Annotated in this window: 21 protein-coding genes; 19 read left to right on the plus strand and 2 right to left on the minus strand. The window is 52.8% G+C overall.

Translation table 11 applies throughout. The features are described 5' to 3' along the window. Window positions 1-60: 60 nt before the first annotated feature. Complete coding sequence (gene rpsT, locus FD19_RS01455; RefSeq protein WP_054749356.1) at window positions 61-315, minus strand: 30S ribosomal protein S20; 255 nt, start codon at window positions 313-315, stop codon at window positions 61-63. A gap of 240 nt (window positions 316-555) precedes the next feature. Between rpsT and rpsO the strand changes: the two genes are divergently transcribed. The 9 genes from rpsO to FD19_RS01500 all read left to right on the plus strand — a co-directional run bounded on the left by rpsO (window position 556) and on the right by FD19_RS01500 (window position 9,740). Beyond that, a complete protein-coding gene (gene rpsO, locus FD19_RS01460; protein WP_054749357.1) occupies window positions 556-825 on the plus strand; it encodes a 30S ribosomal protein S15 in 270 nt (89 codons plus the stop codon). A gap of 391 nt (window positions 826-1,216) precedes the next feature. Continuing rightward, window positions 1,217-2,899: a ribonuclease J gene (locus tag FD19_RS01465; protein ID WP_056968950.1), complete on the plus strand. Its 1,683-nt coding sequence runs from the start codon at window positions 1,217-1,219 to the stop codon at window positions 2,897-2,899. Window positions 2,900-2,922: 23 nt separating this feature from the next. After that, window positions 2,923-3,855, plus strand: coding sequence for a tetratricopeptide repeat protein (locus FD19_RS01470; protein WP_056968951.1), 933 nt, complete (start codon window positions 2,923-2,925; stop codon window positions 3,853-3,855). Window positions 3,856-4,053: 198 nt separating this feature from the next. Continuing rightward, window positions 4,054-5,244 carry an elongation factor Tu gene (gene tuf, locus FD19_RS01475; protein WP_056968952.1) on the plus strand — a complete coding sequence of 397 codons (1,191 nt, stop codon included), beginning with the start codon at window positions 4,054-4,056 and terminating at the stop codon, window positions 5,242-5,244. Between the two features lie 174 nt (window positions 5,245-5,418). Beyond that, entirely contained in the window at window positions 5,419-6,759 is a 1,341-nt protein-coding gene (tig, locus tag FD19_RS01480; protein WP_056968953.1) for a trigger factor, read from the plus strand. A 123-nt stretch (window positions 6,760-6,882) separates the two neighbouring features. After that, a complete protein-coding gene (clpX, locus tag FD19_RS01485) occupies window positions 6,883-8,133 on the plus strand; it encodes an ATP-dependent Clp protease ATP-binding subunit ClpX (RefSeq protein WP_054749360.1) in 1,251 nt (416 codons plus the stop codon). 120 nt (window positions 8,134-8,253) lie between these two features. Then, window positions 8,254-8,754, plus strand: coding sequence for an NUDIX domain-containing protein (locus FD19_RS01490; protein ID WP_054749361.1), 501 nt, complete (start codon window positions 8,254-8,256; stop codon window positions 8,752-8,754). Window positions 8,755-8,848: 94 nt separating this feature from the next. Next, window positions 8,849-9,454, plus strand: coding sequence for a ribosome biogenesis GTP-binding protein YihA/YsxC (yihA, locus tag FD19_RS01495; RefSeq protein WP_054749362.1), 606 nt, complete (start codon window positions 8,849-8,851; stop codon window positions 9,452-9,454). Next, window positions 9,444-9,740: a nucleoside triphosphate pyrophosphohydrolase family protein gene (locus FD19_RS01500; protein ID WP_054749363.1), complete on the plus strand. Its 297-nt coding sequence runs from the start codon at window positions 9,444-9,446 to the stop codon at window positions 9,738-9,740. The genes yihA and FD19_RS01500 overlap by 11 nt, the downstream gene beginning before the upstream one ends. A gap of 105 nt (window positions 9,741-9,845) precedes the next feature. Here the strand turns inward: FD19_RS01500 and FD19_RS01505 are convergent, their stop codons facing one another. Further along, complete coding sequence (locus FD19_RS01505) at window positions 9,846-10,031, minus strand: SPJ_0845 family protein (protein WP_054749364.1); 186 nt, start codon at window positions 10,029-10,031, stop codon at window positions 9,846-9,848. Window positions 10,032-10,180: 149 nt separating this feature from the next. Here FD19_RS01505 and FD19_RS01510 point away from each other — a divergent pair, with 149 nt between their 5' ends. From FD19_RS01510 to FD19_RS01555, 10 genes are all read left to right on the plus strand, one after another. Further along, on the plus strand, window positions 10,181-11,638 hold the full coding sequence (locus FD19_RS01510; RefSeq protein ID WP_054749365.1) for an ABC transporter substrate-binding protein/permease: 1,458 nt from the start codon (window positions 10,181-10,183) through the stop codon (window positions 11,636-11,638). Further along, window positions 11,628-12,377: an amino acid ABC transporter ATP-binding protein gene (locus FD19_RS01515; RefSeq protein ID WP_056968954.1), complete on the plus strand. Its 750-nt coding sequence runs from the start codon at window positions 11,628-11,630 to the stop codon at window positions 12,375-12,377. Before FD19_RS01510 ends, FD19_RS01515 begins: the two co-directional genes overlap by 11 nt. 231 nt (window positions 12,378-12,608) lie before the next feature. After that, on the plus strand, window positions 12,609-14,390 hold the full coding sequence (uvrC, locus tag FD19_RS01520; protein ID WP_056968955.1) for an excinuclease ABC subunit UvrC: 1,782 nt from the start codon (window positions 12,609-12,611) through the stop codon (window positions 14,388-14,390). Between the two features lie 68 nt (window positions 14,391-14,458). Then, on the plus strand, window positions 14,459-15,757 hold the full coding sequence (gene obgE, locus FD19_RS01525; RefSeq protein ID WP_056968956.1) for a GTPase ObgE: 1,299 nt from the start codon (window positions 14,459-14,461) through the stop codon (window positions 15,755-15,757). Window positions 15,758-15,967: 210 nt separating this feature from the next. After that, on the plus strand, window positions 15,968-17,926 hold the full coding sequence (locus FD19_RS01530) for an acyltransferase family protein (protein WP_054749366.1): 1,959 nt from the start codon (window positions 15,968-15,970) through the stop codon (window positions 17,924-17,926). Between the two features lie 194 nt (window positions 17,927-18,120). Next, window positions 18,121-19,053, plus strand: coding sequence for a ribonuclease Z (gene rnz / locus FD19_RS01535; RefSeq protein ID WP_054749367.1), 933 nt, complete (start codon window positions 18,121-18,123; stop codon window positions 19,051-19,053). Continuing rightward, window positions 19,053-19,844, plus strand: coding sequence for an SDR family NAD(P)-dependent oxidoreductase (locus tag FD19_RS01540; RefSeq protein WP_056968957.1), 792 nt, complete (start codon window positions 19,053-19,055; stop codon window positions 19,842-19,844). Before rnz ends, FD19_RS01540 begins: the two co-directional genes overlap by 1 nt. Window positions 19,845-20,016: 172 nt before the next feature. Then, the gene (gene clpB / locus FD19_RS01545) at window positions 20,017-22,620 is read left to right on the plus strand and encodes an ATP-dependent chaperone ClpB (protein WP_056968958.1); all 2,604 of its coding nucleotides are present in this window, start codon (window positions 20,017-20,019) and stop codon (window positions 22,618-22,620) included. 76 nt (window positions 22,621-22,696) lie between these two features. After that, entirely contained in the window at window positions 22,697-22,885 is a 189-nt protein-coding gene (gene rpmF / locus FD19_RS01550; protein WP_054749368.1) for a 50S ribosomal protein L32, read from the plus strand. 128 nt (window positions 22,886-23,013) lie between these two features. Further along, entirely contained in the window at window positions 23,014-23,580 is a 567-nt protein-coding gene (locus tag FD19_RS01555; protein ID WP_054749369.1) for a DUF1836 domain-containing protein, read from the plus strand. The last annotated feature ends 25 nt before the right edge of the window (window positions 23,581-23,605 follow it).

Genomic DNA, 23,605 nt, shown 5'->3' on the forward strand with positions numbered 1-23,605 from the left:
GTGATAACAAAAAAGCACCCCTTCACGAGTAAGGGGTGCTTTTTGACAGTAAGTATTTAATTACTTGTTGTTAATAGCTGCAAGACGGGACTTGTCACGCGCTGCTTTGTTAGCGTGGATGAGGCCCTTGCTCTTAGCCATGTCGATGGCCCGGGTAGCAGCCTGGAACAGTTCCTGACTGTTGTCGGCGCCGGTAGCCTTAGCCGTCTTAAACTTCTTAATAGTAGTACGAAGAGCGTTACGCTGAGCAGCGTTGCGCTGACGTGCACTTTCTTGAGTAATGACGCGCTTCTTTGCGGACTTAATCTGTGGCATTTAATTCACCTCCGGGGTGGAATATTTGGTTAGTTGCAAACTCCTAGTTTCAACAGGAATAAATTATACCCAAAAGCCGTCAAGGTTGCAACGTTTACACGTGAATTCGGCAAAAACTTGCAAATTAGGGTGGGCTCCGGTACACTTAACAACTGTATTGCGAACCCTGACTTGGTTTGGCGACTCACCGGCGTCTTACTCAGTTAGTGGCAATAACACTAAGAAAAGGTGGAAATAACAATGGCTATTTCACAAACACGCAAGAACGAAATTATCAAGCAGTATGCACGTCATGATGGTGACACTGGTTCACCAGAAGTGCAGATCGCCGTATTGACGGCTGACATCCTGGCACTCAACGAGCACCTGGCTGTGCACAAGAAGGACCACCACTCATACGTTGGTCTGTTGAAGAAGATTGGTCAACGCCGTAACCTGTTGGGCTACCTGCGGAACAAGGACGTTGTCCGGTACCGTGAGCTGATCAAGAGCTTGGGTCTGCGTCACTAAAAGCAAAATTTATGGGAAGACCGCGACGTTACGTTGTCGTGGCCTTTTTTTGTGTGGAGCGTCAGTGCTGCATGCGTGCTCTCCGTCACTGCTGGATGCTTACAGCTAGCGACTAAATCTACTATTACTCTACGCTACTGTACGATTGTACGTTACTTAAATTAAATTCAGTAAGTTCGCATCAGCGCCGCTTCCCAGCGACCATAATACCTTGCTGTTATCACAATTGGGTTTGCACGCGCCGTAACTCCCACTGTTGAGCACATTGTCTGCTTTGCCGGGGCGGTGGCATTATTTATTTACAGGCAGATGTGGTAGACTTGCAATAAGTGCTTTTGTGTACGGATTGGTTGCTCAGTCTGCAACCTAGAAAAATCTCTGAGGTGAACTAATGACTAAGATTAACGTAGTCGCACTCGGGGGTGTACGTGAGAATGGTAAGAACATGTACGCCGTCGAAGTTGACGACCAGATTTTTGTATGTGATTTTGGGTTGAAATACCCGGACAACGACTTGCTGGGGATTGATATTGTGATTCCTGATTTGTCGTACCTAGAAGATAATATTGACAAAGTTGCCGGAATCTTTCTGACGCACGGTCACGCCGATGCGGTAGGGGCTTTGCCTTACTTCCTGGCTGAACACCAAGTACCAGTGTTTGGTAGTGAGCTGACCATTGCGATTGCCAAGATTTTCATGAACCAGCACCCGCGGGCCAAAAAGTTTAAGGACTACCACGTGATTGACGACAAGTCCGTCATCGACTTTGGTAACGTTTCGGTCAGCTTCTTCAAAACCACGCACTCCATTCCGGGTTCGTTGGGCATTGACATCGATACCCCTGAAGGTCAAATCGTGTATACTGGGGACTTTAAGTTTGATCAAAGCGCGACCCCAATGTACCAGACGAACTATCAGCGTCTGGCCCAAATTGGTAGCAAGCGGGTTCTTGCGCTGCTATCTGATTCCGCTAACGCTGAATCGCCTTACCAAATTGCCAGTGAACGCGAGATTGCTGACACAATTGAAGAAAACTTTAAGTACCATGAAGGACGTATCGTGGTGGCGGCCGTTGCTAGCAACATTATGCGTATCCAGCAGGTGCTGGATGCGGCGGCGGCCACGAATCGCCGGGTTGTTTTAACCGGCCGCGACGTGCAGAAGATCGTGCAGACTGCCATCAAGATGGACTATTTGCACCTGCCTAAAGATGACATTTTAGCCACGACTAAGGAACTCAAGGAGTTGAAGCCGGAAGAAACGGTCATCCTGGAAACGGGTAAGATGGGTGAACCATTAAAGTCCCTGGACCGGATGGCTACTTCCCGCCACCGTTTGGTGCACATCAAGTCTGGCGACTTAGTATACATCGTCACGACGCCGTCCCACGCAATGGAAACAGCCGTAGCGCGGACCAAAGACGCCATTTACCGCGCTGATGGTGAGGTCAAGACCGTGACGGACAAGTTCCACGTTTCGGGTCACGGTACCCGCACGGACTTACAGTTGATGCAAAATCTTTTGCACGCGGAGAACTTGATTCCGGTGCAAGGCGAGTACCGCAACTTGTCCGCACACGCGGAGGCGCTGCACGAAATTGGCGTCCCGTTTGAGAACATCTTCATTCCTAAGGTTGGTGACATCATCAGCTACGCCAAGGGGAAGATGAACATTTCCGGAACCGTGCCAGCTGGTAACACCATGATTGATGGTATTGGCGTGGGCGATATTGGTAACATCGTGTTGCGCGACCGGAAGATGCTGTCAGAAGACGGGATCCTCATTGCGGTCGTGACGATTGACCGGCGTAAGAAGCGCGTAGTGGCCCGGCCCAAGATTCAAAGTCGTGGTTTTGTGTACATCAAGACCAGCAAGGATTTACTAGCTGAATGTGGTCAGATTGTGAAGGATACCATCCAGCATAATCTTGATGAGAAAAAGTTTGATTGGGGCGACCTGAAACAGGACGTCCGCGACAAGCTCTCTCGCTACCTCTTTGACCAAACCAAGCGCCGTCCGGTCATTTTACCGGTCATTATGGAAGTTAACCAAAATAGCGCCAAGCGGCAGTAAACCAACGCGAAAGGGTGAACGAAATGGGCGACCTTGTAAATTTTCCGCAGTCGGCCAAGCAACTTCGCGAATTGGGCCTACAAGCTTTTCGCAACGGCAACTTTACTCAGGCGGTGCAGCATCTCGACCAGTTATGCCATCAATTTCCGGATAGTGTCACCCCCGGGGATGTGCGTACGTTAGCGGGGGCTTACCTACAACTGGATGAGTTGGACGAGGCGGCCGATACGGTGCGCGATGCCAGCGATGATCTGGTACAGGATGCTAATGGTCGGTACCTGTTGTTGCAAATTGCTACGCGACAGCCCGATTTTCCGCTAGGTGCCTATGTGATCAATGCCACCACGGATCCGACCGAGCATGAGGATAATTTGATGACTATGACTCAAACCATGGCGGATTATGACGAGACTCACGCGCACGAGGTTGCGGTCACTAAGCGGCACCTACGCCATTTGGGCGGGATGACGGTTTTGGAACAAGAGCGTTTCATCACCACGGAGTTGGCGCGTCTACCTTTTAACGACGTGGTGGACCCGTTGTCTGCTGCCTTGGTTGATCGTGATGTCCATCCGGCAGTGCGGAGTTCGTTGGTCACGTGGGCGCGGGTCGCGGTGCCGACCACGCCATTCCCAGTCTGGGTGTATGACCGGTTGGTGACGATTACGCCGGCCGAGTTGGATATGCCCGTTGAGGATGCCACGAGTCAGGCCGTCTTAGGAGCTATCGTGGACCAGCTGCCTGAGCAAGAGGACATGCTGGAGTCGGTTCTACCCACGTTTTACGTTTTGCTGGGCTTCTTGTATCCGGCGGTGCCAGAAATCATTACTGATACGGATGAGTTTGCCCGCGCAGCGCTAAATCCGCAGCGTGAGTCAGCGTACAGCGGCCTTATTGAGTGGTTGCTGGCGGCGGCACAACAATTGAATGACGCGGGGACTAGTTTGGACCAGTAATTTAGGTAATAGTGCGAATAAAACGTAATTTATGGTTTACATGAACCTGAAAACTCGATATAATCACTTTCGGAAATTAAATTCCAGTGAAACGGGTTTGCGTTTCCCGCTATATGTAGTACACTTAAACGTAAAGAATTCACGGGATAGGCGTTCTGTCCTGGTTTCTTACAAATAATTCAGGAGGTTCGTTTTTTCATGGCTGAAAAAGAACATTATGAACGTACCAAGCCCCACGTAAACATTGGGACTATTGGTCACGTTGACCACGGTAAGACCACTTTAACCGCTGCTATCACTAAGGTGCTTAGCGAAAAGGGTCTGGCAAAGGCGCAAGATTACGCAAGTATCGACGCTGCGCCAGAAGAAAAGGAACGTGGGATTACCATCAACACTGCCCACGTTGAATACGAAACGGAAAAGCGTCACTACGCCCACATCGATGCACCAGGGCACGCTGACTACGTTAAGAACATGATCACTGGTGCCGCCCAGATGGACGGTGCGATTCTGGTTGTTGCCGCAACTGACGGCCCAATGCCACAGACGCGTGAACACATTCTGCTTGCTCGTCAGGTGGGTGTTGAACACATCGTTGTCTTCTTGAACAAGACTGACCTGGTTGACGACCCAGAATTGATTGACCTGGTTGAAATGGAAGTTCGGGAACTCTTGTCCGAATACGATTTCCCTGGGGATGACATTCCTGTTATCCGTGGTTCTGCCCTCAAGGCTCTTGAAGGTGACCCAGAACAGGAAAAGGTTATCATGGAACTCATGGACACGGTTGACGAATACATCCCAACCCCTGTTCGTGAAAACGACAAGCCTTTCTTGATGCCTGTTGAAGACGTCTTCACTATCACTGGTCGTGGTACTGTTGCTTCTGGTCGTATCGACCGTGGTACGGTTAAGATCGGTGACGAAGTCGAAATCGTTGGTTTGAAGGAAGACATTCTGAAGTCCACCGTTACGGGTCTGGAAATGTTCCGTAAGACGCTGGACCTTGGTGAAGCCGGCGATAACGTTGGTGTGCTGCTTCGTGGTATTAACCGCGATCAGGTTGAACGTGGCCAGGTTTTGGCTCAGCCAGGTTCGATCCAGGTGCACAACAAGTTCAAGGGTGAAGTTTACATCCTGACAAAGGATGAAGGTGGCCGTCACACGCCATTCTTCTCTAACTACCGTCCTCAGTTCTACTTCCACACGACTGACGTTACCGGTGTCATCGAATTGCCAGATGGCGTTGAGATGGTTATGCCTGGTGACCGTGTCACTTTCGAAGTTGACCTGATCGCACCTGTTGCCATTGAACTTGGTACTAAGTTCACCGTTCGTGAAGGTGGCCGTACCGTTGGTGCCGGTGTTGTTACGGAAATCTTGGACTAATTAGCACGTTAATTAGGACGAAGAAAAGATGCCTACGGGTGTCTTTTTTTTATTATTACGGATTATTAGTGAAAATTGTTTTACAACTATACCCGTTTCAGGTATGATAATACGGTATGTATAGCGGTATTCAGAACAAATGGATACTGAAAATACCAAAGTCGGAGGATTAGCATGACCGCAAAATGGACTAAGCAAGGCGCCGTAACTGGCGAATTGACTTTTGATATCGCACAGGACGAAATTAAGCAGGGGCTGGACAAGGCCTTCATCAAGGTACGTAAGAGTTTGACCGTACCTGGTTTCCGCAAGGGCAAGGTACCGCGCGTCATCTTTGATCAGATGTACGGTGAGGGTGCCCTTTACGAAGACGCACTGAACATCTTACTGCCAGATGCTTACGAGCACGCTGTGGACGAAGCTGGCATCGACCCAGTGGACCAACCACAGTTGTCCGTTGAAAGCATGGACGAAGGCAAGCCTTGGTCAATTAAGGCTACCGTTACGGTAAAGCCCGAAGTTAAGTTAGGCGACTACAAGGGCATCAAGGTGCCTAAGCAGAACAAGCGCGTCTACGTGGCTGACGTGAACAAGGAACTGGAAAAGAAGCGTGAGCAGCAGGCTGAGCTGGTCGTAACTGACAAGGCCGCCAAGAAGGGTGACACCGTTGTCATTGACTACGTCGGCACTGTAGACGGCAAGGAATTTGATGGCGGCTCCGCCAAGAACCACAGCCTTGAATTGGGCTCGGGTGCCTTTATTCCCGGCTTTGAAGACCAGTTGGTTGGTCACAAGACCGGCGATGAAGTAACGGTGAAGGTCACGTTCCCGAAGGAATACCAAGCATCTGATTTGGCCGGTAAGGACGCTGAATTTGCCGTTACGGTACACGAAGTTAAGGTTAAGGAAATGCCTGAACTGGACGACGACTTTGCCAAGGATGTTGACGACAGTGTCGAGACCCTGGACGAGTTGAAGGACAAGATCAAGGCTGACCTGAAGAAGCAGAAGGAAGACGCAGCTGACTCCGCAATTGAAGAAGCTGCCATCAAGGGTGCTGTGGACAACGCCACCGTTGAAGAAATTCCTGACGCCATGATGAAGTCGGACGTTGACAACCAGATGCAGCAGTTCCTGGGCAACATGCAGCGTCAGGGCATCAACCCTGACATGTACTACCAGTTGACGGGTACGTCTGAAGATGATCTGCGTAAGCAGTTCAGCAAGGATGCTGAGACTCGGGTCAAGACCAACCTGGTATTGGAAGCCATCGTAGCTGCTGAAGGTATTAAGGCTACTGACGACGAAATCGATGCTGAAGTAGCTGATTTGGCTAACGATTACGGCATGGAAAAGGACGCGGTACGTCGTGCCCTGACTGATGACATGTTGACGCACGACATTGCCGTCAAGAAGGCCATCAAGTTGATTAAGGATAACGCGGTTGAGGAAAAGGTAGCGAAGAAGGACGACGACAAGAAGTCTGACGACGCTGACACCGATTCCGACAAGTAATTTTGCCCCATCAGCACCAATAATTCGCTCCCCCTGGGGAGTAAACAGGGATGACCAGGTTTTAATCCGGGTCATCCCTTCGTTTTTCTGGTATGATGGGTGCAAGAAGGGGTTGAATGCTAAATGTTTGATAACGTTGAGACCAACGGACCTGTGACCTGCTCGTTTTGCGGCAAGTCGCAGGACGAGGTAAAGAAAATTGTCGCCGGCCCCGGCGTCTATATTTGTAACGAATGCATTGATTTGTGTAAGCAAATTATTGATGACGAATTTCGTGACGAATCCATGCAGAACCTGACGGAAGTACCCAAGCCGTTGGAAATTTTGCAGGTGTTGAACAACTACGTGATTGGTCAAGATGCAGCCAAGCGCGCGCTGGCCGTGGCGGTGTACAACCACTATAAGCGGATCAACCAGAACGCGGTGGCTTCAGACGACGAGACTGAGTTGCAGAAGAGTAACATCGCGCTCATTGGTCCGACCGGTAGTGGGAAGACGTTCCTGGCGCAAAGCCTCGCACGGATCCTGAAAGTACCGTTTGCCATTGCGGATGCCACCACCCTGACTGAGGCTGGTTACGTCGGTGAAGACGTGGAAAACATTCTGCTCAAGTTGTTGCAGAATGCCGACTTTGACGTTGAACGGGCGCAAAAGGGTATCATCTACATTGATGAAATCGACAAGATCGCCAAGAAGAGCGAGAACGTTTCGATTACGCGTGATGTGTCTGGTGAAGGGGTGCAGCAGGCGTTGCTGAAGATCCTTGAAGGGACCATCGCCAGTGTGCCGCCACAAGGTGGACGGAAGCACCCGCAGCAGGAACTGATTCAAATTGATACCACCAACATTTTATTCATCGTTGGGGGAGCCTTTGATGGCATCGAGAGCATCGTGAAGAACCGGTTGGGCGAGAAGACCATCGGCTTTGGCACGGACTCGAAGAACGTCCAAGTTGATAAGAATGAAAGCCTCATGCAGCAGATCATTCCGGAAGACCTGATGAGTTTTGGGATCATCCCTGAATTTATCGGTCGGATTCCGATCCTCGCGGCGCTGGAAAAATTGACGGAAAATGATTTGGTCCGTATTTTGACTGAGCCGAAGAACGCATTGGTCAAGCAATACACCAAGTTGATGGCCCTAGATGGCATCGACTTGGAGTTCACGCCGGCCGCACTGCGCGCTATTGCGCACGAAGCCATTGAGCGTGATACCGGGGCCCGGGGGTTACGGTCGATCATGGAGTCCGTCATGCAGGACATCATGTTTGATCTACCAAGTCGTGATGACGTGCAGAAGGCTGTGATCAACAAAGCGGCCGTAACGGGTAAGGGCAAGCCTGAACTTGTTTTACGCGGTAAGGAAGCTTCATAACATGAATCATTATTCACGGGTGGTATGATCCGTGGATAGGAGACGTACGCCGCACCGGTTTTCGGGGCGGGGGGGGTGTCTCCTTTTTACATAGCGGAGTAATCACAAGGAGGCGTCGTGATGCAGGAAGCAGACGATTTACGGTTGTTGGTGGCACCGGATAAGTGGTTCAGCGTGCGGGCTGCCGTGTTGTTGGTCCACGGTACGGACGTGTTGGTACGCGTAATGTCGTTGCCGCAGGGTCAGACTGGCATTTTACTTCCGGGTGGTGCGGTCAAGTTTAACGAGTCGGCGGTGGACGCGGGGGCGCGGGAAATGCACGAAGAATTAAAACTGGACGACCTCGATTTACGCATGGTCGGGGTGACCGAAAACTTTTGGCCACTGAATCAGGAAGTGCAAGCACACCAGCTGATGATGATTATGATGGCGACGTTGTCCGCCGACCAGTACGCCCACGTTCAAAGTTTGGACATGGAACAAGTGGATCTGCCAGCCCACACGCGGTTAGCGTGGTTACCGTTAGCGCAAGTACGTGCCAGCATCCGGCCCACTGCAGTCGGTGCACTGCTGGGTACGGATGATCAAGTACATTATGGGGTTGATCGCCGGGACGCGTGAGTGCGTGACGCCTTGGTTAAATTTAGCCGACTAATTGTGTGTGCGCCGGGTGCGTATGCTACACTAATAGCAGTCAAAGAGAGTGAGGTGCCACATGCAAGTAAACGATGTGGAGTTAACCATCAGTGCGTTGTCGCCCGCACAGTATCCTGACACCCAGCTAGGCGAAATCGCCTTTGTGGGGCGTAGCAATGTCGGCAAAAGTTCGTTGATCAACACGCTGTTGCAGCGGAACAAGATGGCCCGGACGTCGAGCACGCCGGGGAAAACGCAGACGCTGAATTTTTACCTAGTTAACCAGGCCCTATACTTTGTGGATGTGCCCGGATTTGGGTACGCCAAAGTCAGCAAGAAGGCCCGGGCCCAGTTTGCAGCCATGATCGAGGAATACCTGCAGACGCGCCAACAGCTCGGTGGGGTCGTTCAGTTAGTCGATGCGCGGCACGAACCGACCGAGCTAGATATTTCGATGTACGATTATTTGCGGTACTACGAAGTGCCCGTATTAGTCGCGGGTACGAAGATCGACAAGGTCAAAAAGAGTCAGTGGAATAAGAGTGAGTCCAGTCACCGCAAGGGATTGGGCATGCAACCGGGCGATGAATGGGTGCCGTTTTCGGCACTAAACAAAATTGGTCAGGACACCGTCTGGCAGTGGATCGCAGAGCACGCAACGGGGGAAAATCATCGTGGACTTTAATGAATATCAGCAGTTAGCAAACCGGACGCTTGAGGGTAACGAACACGTTCTGACCAACTTGTCGTTAGGGTTAGCCAGCGGGACGGGTTCAGTCATTGAGTTGATCAAAAAGTACACCTTCCAGGGGGCGGACTTGGATAACGCGCAGTTGGAACACGAACTGGGTGACGTACTGTGGTATCTGAGCCAGGTGGCGCTATGGGCCAACATTGATTTTGACGATGTTGCCCAGCGGAACATTGACGAGCTCAAGAAGCGGTACCCTAACGCTAGTCGCCACGAATAAGGCGTTTATGCATTTTATACATGCATATTGACGGTAAATATACAACTCGATATACAAAAAGTGGGGCAGTCGCCATTGGTGGCTGCCCCACTTTTTATGCTTAGCTTAAACCTTTTTGTCCTGATTCTGCTTTGCGTGCCGGTCGATCTGCTCGTACGCGCGTTTGCGTGCGGCCTCCTCGGCCTTCTTTTTGCTATCAATGACGTCATGGCCGAGGTCGACGTCGGGCAAACTGGCGAATTTGTCGAACAGTTTATCCATATCGTTCTGGCGGTTGACCTTTAAACCCATTAATGCCGCCTCCTTTCAGTTCCTGGCCGTATTATACCATGCTCACTCAGACAAAAGAATTGAATTAATTTGCAAAAAAATGTGCTTAAATATTGCATAAATATCTATTTCCATGTATAGTAGTCCACATAGAAACGGAGGAACGAGCGATGAAGAAGTTAACGCACGTGCTTTTAGCACTATTAATCAGCATTATCACCGTGGTGGGTCTGACTGGGGGTCACACCGTACACGCCGCTACGGATGACAGCCTGCAAAAGATCCAACAGAAGGGTTACATAGTGATGGGAACTAGTCCCGATTACCCACCATACGAGTTCTTGTCCAAGAACAAGGTTGTGGGGATGGACGTCCAGGTGGGTAAAAAGATTGCTCACGACTTAGGGGTCAAGCTCAAGATCAAGAAGATGGACTTTGACCAACTGCTGGTCGCCCTGGAAACCGGGAAGGTCGACATGGTCATTTCCGGGATGTCGCCAACGTCCACGCGCGCTAAGCACGTCGATTTCTCCAAGGTCTACTATAAAGGCGGTCAGAACATTATTGTCAACAAGGCTGACGCTAAGTTGTACGCCAAGGGGAAGTCGTCCCTGGCCGGTAAGAAGATCGGGGCCCAAACTGGTAGTTTGCAGCAACAGTTGGCCAAAAAGCAGATCAAGAACAGTAAGGTGACCGGTTTAGCCAAGACGACCGACCTGCTGCTAGACCTGAAGAGCCACAAGGTCGACGCAGTTGTTTTGGAAAAGCCAGTTGCTGATGCCTATGCTGAAAACGATAAGTCGCTCACTTCAATTGATGGTCATTTTAATTTGGGTAGTGATATGCAGGGGACGGCCATTGGTTTTGCCAAGGGTTCGACCGCGTTGGTCAACAAGGTGAATAAGAGTATTGACCAAATGGATAAGCATGACCTGACGGAAGGGTACCTAAAGACCGCTGCCAAGTACATGAAGACCAACACGAAGAACACGTCGATGCTGGCCTACTGGAAGGTGTTTGGTAAAGGGGTTTGGTACACCATCTTCATCTCTGCCATCTCCGTTATCTTTGGGGTCATTGGTGGGATTATCTTTGCCCTGATGCGTTTGTCCAAGAGTAAGGTCCTGCACGGGATCGCGGTTGCCTACATCGAGTTTATCCGGGGCACCCCATTGATGATTCAAGTCATGTTTGTTTACTTCGGGATTGGGATGGTTGTCAGCATCCCCGCCCTGGTTTCTGGGATTATCGCCGTGGCCATCAATTCCTCCGCGTACGTGGCCGAAATCTTCCGGAGTGGGATCAACAGTATTCCGGTAGGGCAGACGGAAGCCGCGCGGTCACTCGGCTTGTCCCAGCGTGAGACCATGCAGAGTGTGGTTCTGCCGCAAGCCTTGAAGAACATCTGGCCGGCGTTAGGTAACGAGTTTGTTTCCCTGATCAAGGAAAGTTCTATTGTTTCCATCATCGGGGTTTCCGACTTGATCTACCAGTTAAAGGTTGTGCAGACGGATACGTACAAAGGGGTGGCACCAATTGCTGTCGCCATGGTCTTGTACTTCATCATGACGTTTACGTTGTCCAAGGTTCTGAACCACTTTGAAGGGAAGATGAAACATGAAGGATAGCAAAGCATTAATTGAGATTAAGGATCTCAAGAAGTCGTTTGGCGACAACGAAGTGTTGACTGGTATCAGCGAAACCGTCCACCAAGGCGACGTGATCGTTGTCATCGGGGCATCTGGTGGTGGTAAGAGTACCTTCCTCCGTAGCTTGAACTGCCTGAACGCGCCAACATCCGGTGAAATCGAGTTTGAAGGGACCAACCTTGTGGGCCTGTCCGAGAAGGAACTGGACAAGGTCCGTGAAAAAATGGGGATGGTGTTCCAGCAGTTTAACCTCTTTCCCAACATGACGGTATTGGACAACATTACTTTGGCCCCGAAAAAGGTGAAGGGGATGGATGAGGCTGAAGCACAAAAGTTAGCCAAGCAGTTGCTTGATCAAGTTGGCTTGGGTGATAAAGCGAACGCTTATCCGGCCAGCCTGTCTGGTGGGCAGCAGCAGCGGGTGGCCATTGCCCGGGCGCTGGCAATGAAGCCAGACGTGATGCTGTTTGACGAGCCAACCAGTGCATTGGATCCCGAAATGGTTGGTGAAGTTCTGAAGGTTATGCAGGACTTGGCCAAGTCGGGGATGACCATGATCGTGGTCACCCACGAAATGGGCTTTGCCCGTGAGGTGGCCGATCAGGTTTGGTTCATGGATGGTGGCCAGATTGTTGAGAAGGGCAAACCGGAAGACATCTTCAATCACCCCAAGGAAGCCCGGACCCAGGACTTCTTGAGCAAGGTATTAGCACAGTAATGACCAACACACTTATGTCTGGCTTGGAGCCGGACGTAAGTGTGTTTTTGTATGTGGACGGCGGCGGGGGTGACCAGACTTGGCGGTAATTCCGCAGCGCCGCAGTCATTCCCTGTACTCCGAACTTGCACCACCAACTATGATCCGGTCACTGCAACTTGCGCCGAGCCCCAAATGTCGTTAGAATATAACACTAGCGAACAAATGTTTTGGCAGAGAGGAGGCACACCGATGGCATCAGCCCACATTGAGGCTAAATTAGCGTTACTGCCCGACTTACCGGGTAGTTACCAGATGAAGGACATTAACGGCAAAATTATTTACGTTGGTAAGGCCAAAAACCTTAAGAACCGTGTGCGTTCCTACTTCAAGAGTAGCCACGAGGGTAAGACGGCTAAGTTAGTCTCCGAAATTGCGGATTTTGACTTTATTGTTACTAGCACCGACAAGGAAGCCTTTCTGCTGGAAATTACGTTGATCCAAAAGTACCAGCCCTACTACAACATCAAGCTGAAGAAGGGCACAGGCTATCCGTACATCAAGATCACCAATGAACGTGATCCACAGATCCTGATTACGGGTGACGTGAAGAAGGATGGCGGTTACTACTTTGGCCCGTATCCTAACGTCTACGCAGCGGAAGAGACGTTGCAGTTTATTCAGCGGGTGTACCCGTTACGGCGGTGCCACGGATACCAAGGGCGCCCGTGCCTGTATTATCACATGGGGCAGTGTTTGGGTGCGTGCTTCAAGGAAGTACCGCAAGAGGAGTACGAAGCGCAGATTAAGCGCATCAAGAGCTTTTTGAACGGTAACACCGCGAAGGTCAAGCAGCAGTTGACTAAGCGGATGGAAGACGCCGCGGCCGACTTGGAGTTTGAACGGGCTGCGGATATTCGTGACCAAATTAAGTACATCGAAGCAACCGTGGAGAAACAAAAGATTATTTCAAACGACCGGACGACCCGCGATCTGTTTAACTTCTACTGGGACAAAGGCTGGATGTCCATCCAGGTGTTCTTTATCCGTCAGGCGCGCTTGATGAAGCGTGAAAAGCGGCTTTTTCCCATTGTGAACACGGCTACCGAAGAGTTTGAATCGTTTATTTTACAGTTCTATAACCGTAAAAACAACGTCAAGCCGCACGAGATTTTGGTGCCCAAGGGCATGGACAACCAGGTACTCAGTGACATTTTGGGTGTACCCGTCCGGACCCCCCAGCGTGGTGAAAAACGGGCGCTGCTGGATCTGGCGGCGAAGAACAGCCGCATTACGCTGGAGGAAAAGTTCCGGTTGTTGGAGCTGGACAACCGCAAGACTTCGGGGGCCCAGGAAGAAATCATGGCGGCTTTGCACCTGCCCAAGTCGGGACACGTGATCGAGGCCTTTGACCACAGCCATATTAAGGGGTCAGAACCAGTCAGCGCCATGGTGCAGTTTGTCGACGGCCGACCCGCCAAGAGTAACTACCGTAAGTACAAGTTGGCCCAAGATGAGGGCCAACACAGTGCGAACGAAGACGCCAACACCCGTGAAGTGATTCGGCGGCGGTATACGCGGCTGCTGAAGGAGCACCACCCGTTACCTGACCTCATCTTGATGGACGGTGGTGCCATTGAAATGAATGCTGCCAAGGAAGTACTGGCCGACGAGTTGAATTTGGACATTCCGGTTGCGGGGATGGTCAAAAACGACAAGCACCGGACGGCCGCGTTGCTGTTTGGTGATGCGGACCAGCCAATCAACTTGGATCCGCGGAGCCAGGGCTTTTACCTGCTGGAACGGATTCAGGACGAAGTGCACCGCTTTGCGATTACGTTCCACCGGCAGAGGCACTCCAAGAACAGTTTGAGTAGCCATTTGGAATCAATTCCCGGCGTGGGTCCTAAAACGCGGGGCAAATTGTTACGCGAATTTAAGACCATTAACAACATTAAGGGTGCCACGGTGGATGAGATTCGCGCTTTGGGAATCAGTAAAACCACCGCGCAAACCATTAAATTGTCACTCTAAACTAGCATTGGGGCTGTGTGTCCTGTATGCTTAGGGGCAGAGTAACAACGGACGTAGTGGAGGATTTTATGTTTGTAGATCAAGTCAAAGTAGCCGTTAAGGCTGGCAAGGGTGGCGATGGTGTCGTTGCCTTTCGCCACGAGAAATTTGTGCCGTTTGGGGGCCCATCCGGTGGTGATGGTGGCCGCGGTGGTAGCGTCATTTTTTATGTCGACACCGGGTTAAACACGTTGATGGACTTTCGGTACCGGCACGTGTTTAAGGCGGCGGCTGGCGGTAATGGTCAGAGCAAAGCCATGTACGGGCGTGCAGCGGCAGATACGCGGGTGCCCGTACCGGCGGGGACCACGGTCACGGATGCCGATACCGGCGCGTTGATCGGTGACCTGATTCACCCTGGTGATGAGCTGGTGGTGGCCAAAGGTGGCCGTGGTGGTCGCGGTAACATCCACTTTGTGACCCCTAAAAACACCGCACCGGAAATCGCCGAAAACGGTGAACCGGGGGTTGAACGCAACGTCAAGCTGGAACTTCGCGTACTGGCGGACGTTGGTTTAGTTGGGTTTCCCTCCGTCGGTAAGTCGACCCTTCTGGCCACGGTGACCAGTGCCAAGCCGAAGATTGCCGCCTACCAGTTTACTACCTTGGTACCAAACCTAGGCATGGTGCGGCTGGATGACGGTACTGACTTTGTCATGGCTGACTTACCGGGGCTCATTGAAGGTGCGTCGAATGGTGTGGGACTGGGCATCCAGTTTCTGCGCCACGTTGAGCGCACCCGGGTCATCTTGCACCTAGTCGAAATGGACCCTGATAGCGGGCGTGACCCGCTGACTGATTACCATCAGATTCAAAAGGAATTGACCACCTACGATGACAACATGTTGGCCCGGCCCGAGATTGTGGTGGCCACCAAGATGGATATGCCTGGAGCACAGGAACGTTTTGACACTTTCAAGCAGCAGTTGCTGGCTGAAGGGGTAGCGGCAGACCACATCATGGCGATTTCGAGTGTGACCCACGATAATGTGCAGCCGCTGTTGTACACGACCGCGCGGTTGTTAGCGGACGCGCCGTCCTTCTTCGAGGAGGCCACGGATACTGATGCGGCACAGAACGTGGACTACGCATACCAAGGTAATGCGGATGACCAGTTTAAGGTGACCGAGGATGAGAACGGGTTTACCGTTGTCGGTGCCGGTGTTGAGCGGGTGGCCGCAATGGCCAACCTGGACCACGATGATGGTGTGCTTCGGTTTGCCCGGAAGCTCCGCCATATGGGGGTCGATGCCGCGTTGCGTGAGGCCGGCGCCAAGGAGGGTGACTCCGTGACGATTGGTGATTTGACCTTTATATACGAAGACTAGCATGTTACGTTGAGAAAGCGCACGGTGTTGGGTGGCCCACGAATGGTTGTGGCGCTGATCCGCACGGGTGGCGCTTTTTCATATGGGGGCGATGTTGTTGCACCCGGGGTTTTGCTTAGGTGGTAATTGTTATAGTATAGACGTGTACGCGGTGTGTGGGGAGCACACCACAGAACTAGATTATTCCAGGTTGTTGAATGGGGATATCCGATGGACGTGAAGAAGAAGACGCCAAAACGTCGTTATATTACTGGGTTTGATGGCCTGCGCACGATTGGTGTGCTGGGCGTCATTTTGTACCACCTGCGACCAGAAATTTTCAAAGGTGGTTATTTGGGTGTGCCCATTTTCATGGTGGTTTCCGGCTACTTGATTACGGACGGTTTGGTGATGGAATTTAACCGGACGGGTCGGTTTGACTACAAGCGCTTCTGGATGAAGCGAATTCGGCGCTTGTATCCGGCCTTGCTCGTCGTTTTATTTGGGACCGCTGCCTACATTACTTTGTTTGCGCGGGCGTTGCTACACAATCTGCACGCCATCGTGGTCACTAACTTGCTGTACGTTTACAACTGGTGGCAAATTGGCAACGGGCAGTCGTACTTCGCGCGGTTTGCGGCGGGGGAGAGTCCGTTCACCCATCTGTGGACGCTGTCGATTGAAGGGCAGTTTTACCTCATCTTTCCGTTGCTCGTCATGCTTCTGTTAGGAGGGCTGCACCTAAGTCGAGCCAAGGTCGGCGGGGTCACCCTCAGCTTGGCCGGACTGTCAGCAATTTGGATGGCGGTGCTGTACTGGTTGAGCGCCAAAGGACCCAACTTTGATCCTAGTCGCTTGTATTACGGGACTGACACCCGGGTGTTCTCAATCCTCTTGGGTGCGGCGTTGGCGTTTGTGTGGCCCAGTGCGCACCTAGCTCGCCACGTCACTGACAATGCCCGCCGGACGCTTGATGGTACTGGGGTCGTGGCGTTACTATCGATGTTGCTGATGGTCATTTTTGTGGGGGACCAGTCGGTCTTTTTGTATGAAGGCGGCATGTTGCTATTTTCCATCTTCGTCACAATTTTGGTGGCGGTGGTGGCGCACCCGGCGTCACACCTGAACCGGTGGCTATCCAATCCACTCTTTAGTTGGGTCGGTAGCCGTAGTTACGGCATTTATCTATACCAGTTCCCGGTGATGATTTTCTTTGAGCAGCGGTTTACACACGTGGCCGATCACCCGTGGGCGTACCCCATTGCGGAAGTAATCATTATCTTGGTGTTGACAGAGTTGTCCTACCGCCTCGTGGAGCAACCCGCGGCGCACTGGTTATTTCGGCGGCAATTGTCGGGCCAAGCTCCCGTGGCGTCACAGTCACAGCGGCCAGTTCGTGACCGCCTAGAAGCTTGGTGGCGTAGCCTGAAGCCTGTGCAGATGGCGGTGGTGGTGGTATTAACGGTCACCTTTGCCGTCGGTATGACGGGGGTGGTCCAAGCACCATCAGCGAAGGTTCAACGTACGGCGCTGCAAAAGCATCTCCACGAGTCTGCCCGGGCCAAGGCAGCGGATAAGCGCCGGTACGCGGCATACAAGTCCTCACTGCACGCCCAGAGCAAAGGTGGCACCAAGCACCGGCGGCCGCTAGGCAAGAATGCGTTTGCCCGTTATGGGTTGACCGACGCGGAGTTTAAGTTTGCCGCTAAGGTCAGCCTGACCGGGGTGGGGGATTCAGTCATGGCGGACGGGAAGCCGTTACTGGAAAAGATTTTTCCGGAGTCCTTTATTGATGCCGCAGTGAGCCGGCAAGCCACGGATGGCATCCAAATTCTGAAGCAGTACCAGCAATCGGGTACGCTGGCCCGTAACGTTCTGGTGGGCCTGGGGACCAACGGACCGGTGACTAACGGCGAGATTGCCGACTTGATGCGGACAGTTGGGCGTAAGCGGCACGTGTTTTGGGTCAACACCCACGTGCCGACGCGTCAGTGGCAAAACCAGGTCAACCGCACGTTGGCCCAGGCCGCCCGGCACTACCGCAACCTGACGGTGATTGACTGGTATGGCTATGCCAACGGCCATCCCGAATGGTTCTATAATGATAACGTGCACCCAAACCAGCAAGGTAATCCGCGGTACGCGGCGTTTGTAGCCAAGCAGATCGTGGACACGTTGCGGCAACAGTAACTCCGGTTTATGTATCCAGGGGCCACTTAACGGTGGCCCCTTTCTGATGCCGTTAGTTTTCGTAGAGACAATTTCGGGCGTATGCTACAATAGTACGGAAAGGTGCCGGCGTTACGGCGCGGTGGCGATGATTTGTGGGTCGCCCCGGCGAACGGCGGCCCGTTGATACAACGTAAACAGATTGGATGGCACGCATGGAGATTCAATTTTTAGGTACGGGGGCAGGTTCGCCCTCGCGAAGTCGGAACGTTAGTAGCCTGGCGTTAAAGTTGTTGGATGAGCGCAACGAGGTGTGGCTCTTTGATTGTGGTGAGGGGACGCAACACCAGATATTGCGCACTGCCATTCGGCCCCGTAAAATTAGCAAAATTTTTATTACCCATTTGCATGGCGACCACATCTTTGGGCTACCGGGCCTGTTGGCGAGTCGGTCTAACCAGGGGGGCACCGAGCCGTTAACGATATATGGGCCCAAGGGTATTGCCGACTTTGTGAAGACCAGCCTGCGGATCACGCAGACGCACCTGGCTTATGCCATCAACTTCGTAACGGTACAACCCGGGGTGGTGCTCGATGATGCCACGTTCACGGTCACGGCGGACTATCTGGATCACCGCATTACCTGCTTTGGCTACCGGGTCTTTGAAAAGCCACATCCGGGTGAACTGTTGATCGATAAGGTGCGGGCGGCCAACATTCCGTCCGGTCCGGTGTACGCCCAACTCAAGGCGGGCAAGACCGTGACGCTGCCCGATGGCCGGACCTTCAATGGCGCCGACTTCATCGGGGCTGCCCAGCCCGGCCGGACGGTGACCATCTTTGGTGACACGCGCCAGGTAGACCGCGAACTGGCGCTGGCTCAGGACGCCGATGTCATTGTGCACGAGAGTACCTTTGACGGTGCGGACGCTAAGCTTGCCCGGCGCTACTTCCACTCGACCGATTTAGAAGCGGCGCAACTCGCCCAGCGGGCGCATGCGGGGCAGTTGCTGTTGAACCATATTTCGGCTCGGTATGTAGGCAAAGTCGCCCGGGAATTGCAAAAAGAGGCCCGCACGGTCTTTAAGAACACGCGGGTGGTCAGTGATTTGGATGAAATTGATATTCCTTTTCGGAAGGTGAAATAATGGCTGATTTACGGGGACAAGTAGTTGTTGTGACCGGTGGCTCTGGCGGTTTAGGCCGGGCAATTGGGATGGATGCCGCGCGACAGGGAGCCACCGTGGTGTTCTTGGCGCGGCGGGTCAATGCATTGCGCAGTGCGCGGATTGAAGCCACTGCTTTGGCCGGAACCCCAGCGTACGCGTACCGCCTGGATGTTTCCGACCCCGTCCAGATTGACGCGGTATGGGCACAACTGCTCGCAGACGTGGGTGGTCACGTGGACGTTTTGGTGAACGCAGCTGGCTTCGGGCAGTTCCTGCCCGCACTGGCGACCGATGCAGCGGTCACGAGCCGCATGTTTCGGGTTAACGTGCTGGGGCTGATCTACATGACCCGGCTCGCTGGTGCCCAGATGATGCGGCAAGGTACTGGGCACATCATTAACATCGCTTCGATGGCGGGCAAGATTGCTACTCCGCAGTCGGCGGTCTATGCTGCGACCAAGGCGGCAGTAATTGCGTACAGCAACGCCTTACGACTGGAACTACGGCACACCGGGGTGTACGTCACGACGGTCAACCCTGGGCCGGTGGCCACGGACTTCTTTATGCACGCCCACGCGCAGGATTATGCACGCGCCGTGGCTGCGTTCACCTTGGACGCGGATAAGTTAGCGGCCCGCATCGTGCGGACGTTTCACCGGCCGGTCCGGGAAGTGAACGCGCCAGCCATTATGCAGCTGGGCGCGGTATTGTACCCGCTCGTCCCGCGGCTGGGAGATTGGCTCACGGCCACGGTGTTCAACCGTAAATAGAATAGGTTTGTGACAGTGGTGAGTTGTCCGTCAGTAGCTGGCGGCGCTCGCCACTTTGCGTTGATGGCCTGGCGGGTGAGTAGGTTGGCGAGCGGTGATATTGTGTTTTGACCAATTTTGACCTTTGGGGGCTGGGCGTGGTAAAATGTCCTCAACGAAAGGGGCGAGACGTTTGGATCCAGAACAATTAACTGAAGCCGTGACGAAGGCAATTGGCGCTGCACAGCAGGTGGCGCAGACCCGGCACCACCAGGATATCGATATTCCCCACTTGTGGAAGGTGTTGGTACAGCCAAATGAATTAGCTACGCAGATCTACCAGCAGGCCGGTGTGGATGTGACCGGCTTGAACCAGGTAATTGACCAAGCGCTGGACGCAGAATCAGTGGTCGAGGGTGTGGCTAATTACGGGCAAAGTATGAGTCAGAACCTCAGCCAGTTAATGCAGGACGCCGACCGTGAACGGCAGGCATTGGGTGACCAGTACATTGCGACGGACACGCTGCTGCTCGCCCTGATGCAGCAAAAGTATTCTCCCATCACGGAGTACTTGACCAAGAACGGGGTTACGGCGAAAAAGTTGCGCCAGGTGGTTGACCAGGTGCGCGGTGGTCAGCACGTCAACAGCCAGGGTGCCGAAAATACCTACCAGAGCTTGAAGAAGTACGGGACGGACCTAGTCGCCGAGGCGCGCAGCGGTAAAATGGACCCAATTATTGGTCGTGATGAGGAAATTCGGAATGTGATCCGCATTCTCTCCCGGAAAACGAAGAACAATCCGGTGCTAATTGGTGAACCTGGGGTTGGTAAAACGGCCATTGTTGAAGGCTTGGCCCAGCGAATCGTGAAGGCGGATGTCCCGGATAACCTCAAGGACAAGACCATTATCAGTTTAGACATGGGGAGCCTGATTGCTGGCGCCAAGTACCGGGGCGAGTTTGAGGAACGCCTCAAGGCGGTGCTGAACGAGGTCAAGCGTGCTAATGGCCAAATCATCGTGTTCATTGACGAAATTCACACCATCGTGGGCGCCGGCAAGACCGAGGGTTCCATGGATGCCGGCAACTTGCTCAAGCCCATGCTCGCTCGTGGGGAGCTACACCTCATTGGTGCGACCACGCTGGATGAGTACCGCGAAAACATTGAGAAGGACAAAGCCTTGGAGCGGCGGTTCCAGCGGGTCTTGGTTCAGGAACCTAGCGTAGAGGACACCATCAGCATTTTGCGGGGACTCAAAGAACGCTTTGAGATCTTCCACGGGGTGCGGATTCATGATGCCGCGCTGGTGGCCGCGGCGACGTTGTCGAACCGCTATATTACCGACCGGTTCTTGCCGGACAAGGCCATCGATCTGGTCGATGAAGCCAGTGCCAACATCAACGTGGAGATGAATTCCCGTCCGAACGAACTGGACGTGGCGCAGCGTAAGCAAATGCAACTGGAAATTGAAGAAGCGGCGCTGAAAAAGGAAACCGATAAGGCCAGCCAGCAGCGCTTAGCCCAGGCGGAAAAGGACTTGGCCGAGGTCAAGGAACAGACCAGTCGGCTGAACGCCCAGTGGCAGTCCGAGAAGCAGCAGATCAACGCCCTCAACGCCAAGAAGTCTGAGGTGGAGCACGCCAAGCACGAGTTGGAGGATGCGCAAGCTAAGTACGATTTGGAAAAGGCGGCGCGGTTACAGCACGGTACCATTCCCCAACTGGAAAAGGAGTTGGCGGAGCTCGAGCAGCGGGAGCGGCCCGATACCTGGTTGGTGCAGGAATCAGTGACCCCGAATGAAATTGCCGCCGTCATTAGTCGGCAAACGGGCATTCCCGTGGCGAAGTTGGTGCAGGGTGACCGGGAGAAGCTGTTACACTTAGCCGACAACCTCCACCAGCGGGTGATTGGGCAGGATAACGCCGTGACCGCGGTGAGCGATGCCGTGATCCGTTCTCGTGCCGGGTTGCAAGATCCTAGCCGTCCGCTGGGGAGCTTCTTGTTCCTCGGTCCTACCGGGGTCGGGAAGACGGAACTGGCCAAGGCGTTGGCCGAGAACCTCTTCGACTCCGAAAAGCACATGGTGCGGATCGATATGTCCGAATATATGGAAAAAGAAAACGTGTCGCGGCTGGTCGGCGCAGCTCCGGGTTATATTGGCTACGAGGAGGGCGGTCAACTGACCGAAGCGGTGCGGCGGAATCCGTACACGATTGTCTTGCTGGACGAAATTGAGAAGGCCCACCCAGACGTGTTTAACATTTTGCTACAGGTCCTTGATGATGGGCGCCTGACGGATGGTCAGGGCCGCACGGTCGACTTCAAGAACACGATTATCATTATGACTTCGAACCTGGGCAGCGAAATTTTGCTGGACGCGGCCAACCAGGGCGGCATCACGGATGCGACCCGGGCGGCGGTGCGGAAGCTGATTCAGACCCGGTTCAAGCCAGAGTTTCTTAACCGGATCGACGATATCATCATGTTTAACCCACTGAGTGCGGACGATATTAAGCGGATCGTGGTTAAGGATATTGACGGGTTGCGGACCCGGTTGGCTGAACAGGATTTGCAGTTGAAGTTGAGTCAGGCGGCTGTCGATTTGTTGGGTGATGAAGGTTACCAACCAGCATTTGGGGCGCGGCCACTCCAGCGGTTAATTACGACCAAAGTGGAGACCCCACTGGCCAAAAAACTGATTGCTGGTGAAATTGTTCCTGAAAGCACGGTGACAGTGGGTGTAAAAGATGGTAAACTAACTTTCGAGGACTCAGCGACAGCGCCAAACCCAGCGTAATTGAGCGCTGCGCCTTGCAAAATAATGGTTTTCCGGTATAGTATATTGGAATACCAATAAAAAGGAGTTTATAATCATGGCAGTTCCTGCACGTAAGACTTCCAAAACGAAGAAGCGCATGCGTCGTGGACACATCAAGTTGAGTGTTCCTAACTTGCACTTTGATGCCACGACCGGTGAATACCGTGTATCCCACCATGTTTCCCCCAACGGTTACTACAAGGGCAAGCAGGTTGTTGATACCAAGAGTGACGCCAACGCGTAATTAAACAGTTAAGTCAACTTCTGTGAGGTTGGCTTTTTTGTTGCGCAAATTTCTGCCAGTGATGATGACATGTGCTAGTATTAGAGACGAGGTGTAACAGTGCTTGTGTCATTTTTGGGAGGATTATTATGACCGACAACAAAGCGTTTTCCGATTATTTGAACCAGTTGGCGCGGGCCAATTGGCCCCGGTGGGCGGACCTGCCCCAGTTTGACTTGTACATGGACCAGGTTTTGCAGTTTGTCAATGACTTGACGGCGCCGACGGGGATGGGAGAACTGACGGCCACCATGGTTAATAATTACGTGAAGAAGGGCGTCATTAAGGCGCCAATCAAGAAGAAATATACTCGGGCGCAGGTGGCCAACATCATCGTGATTGCTATTCTCAAACCTGTCTTTGCGCTGGATACGATTGCGGACGGGATCCGCTACCAGCTGGTCAACCGGACGCCTAGTCAGGCATACGACGCCTTCATCTTGGACTTTGCGGGGGCAATTCAGCAGGCCAACTCCGATTTCACCGGTGAGGTAGTGATCAATGCCGTGAACAAGGAGGACACCACCAACGTGCAGAACGCGATGGTGCAACTAGCAATCAACGCCGTTTTGCAGAAAATGTTAGTGGAAACGATGACTGAAATTGTGTCGCCCCGGCAGGTATCGAAGAAGGCCAAGAAGGAAAAAGCCAAGTAGTTGCAGGTGAATTGTGACAATGAGT

It is taken from the genome of Lacticaseibacillus thailandensis DSM 22698 = JCM 13996, from assembly GCF_001436135.1.
GTDB lineage: Bacteria > Bacillota > Bacilli > Lactobacillales > Lactobacillaceae > Lacticaseibacillus > Lacticaseibacillus thailandensis.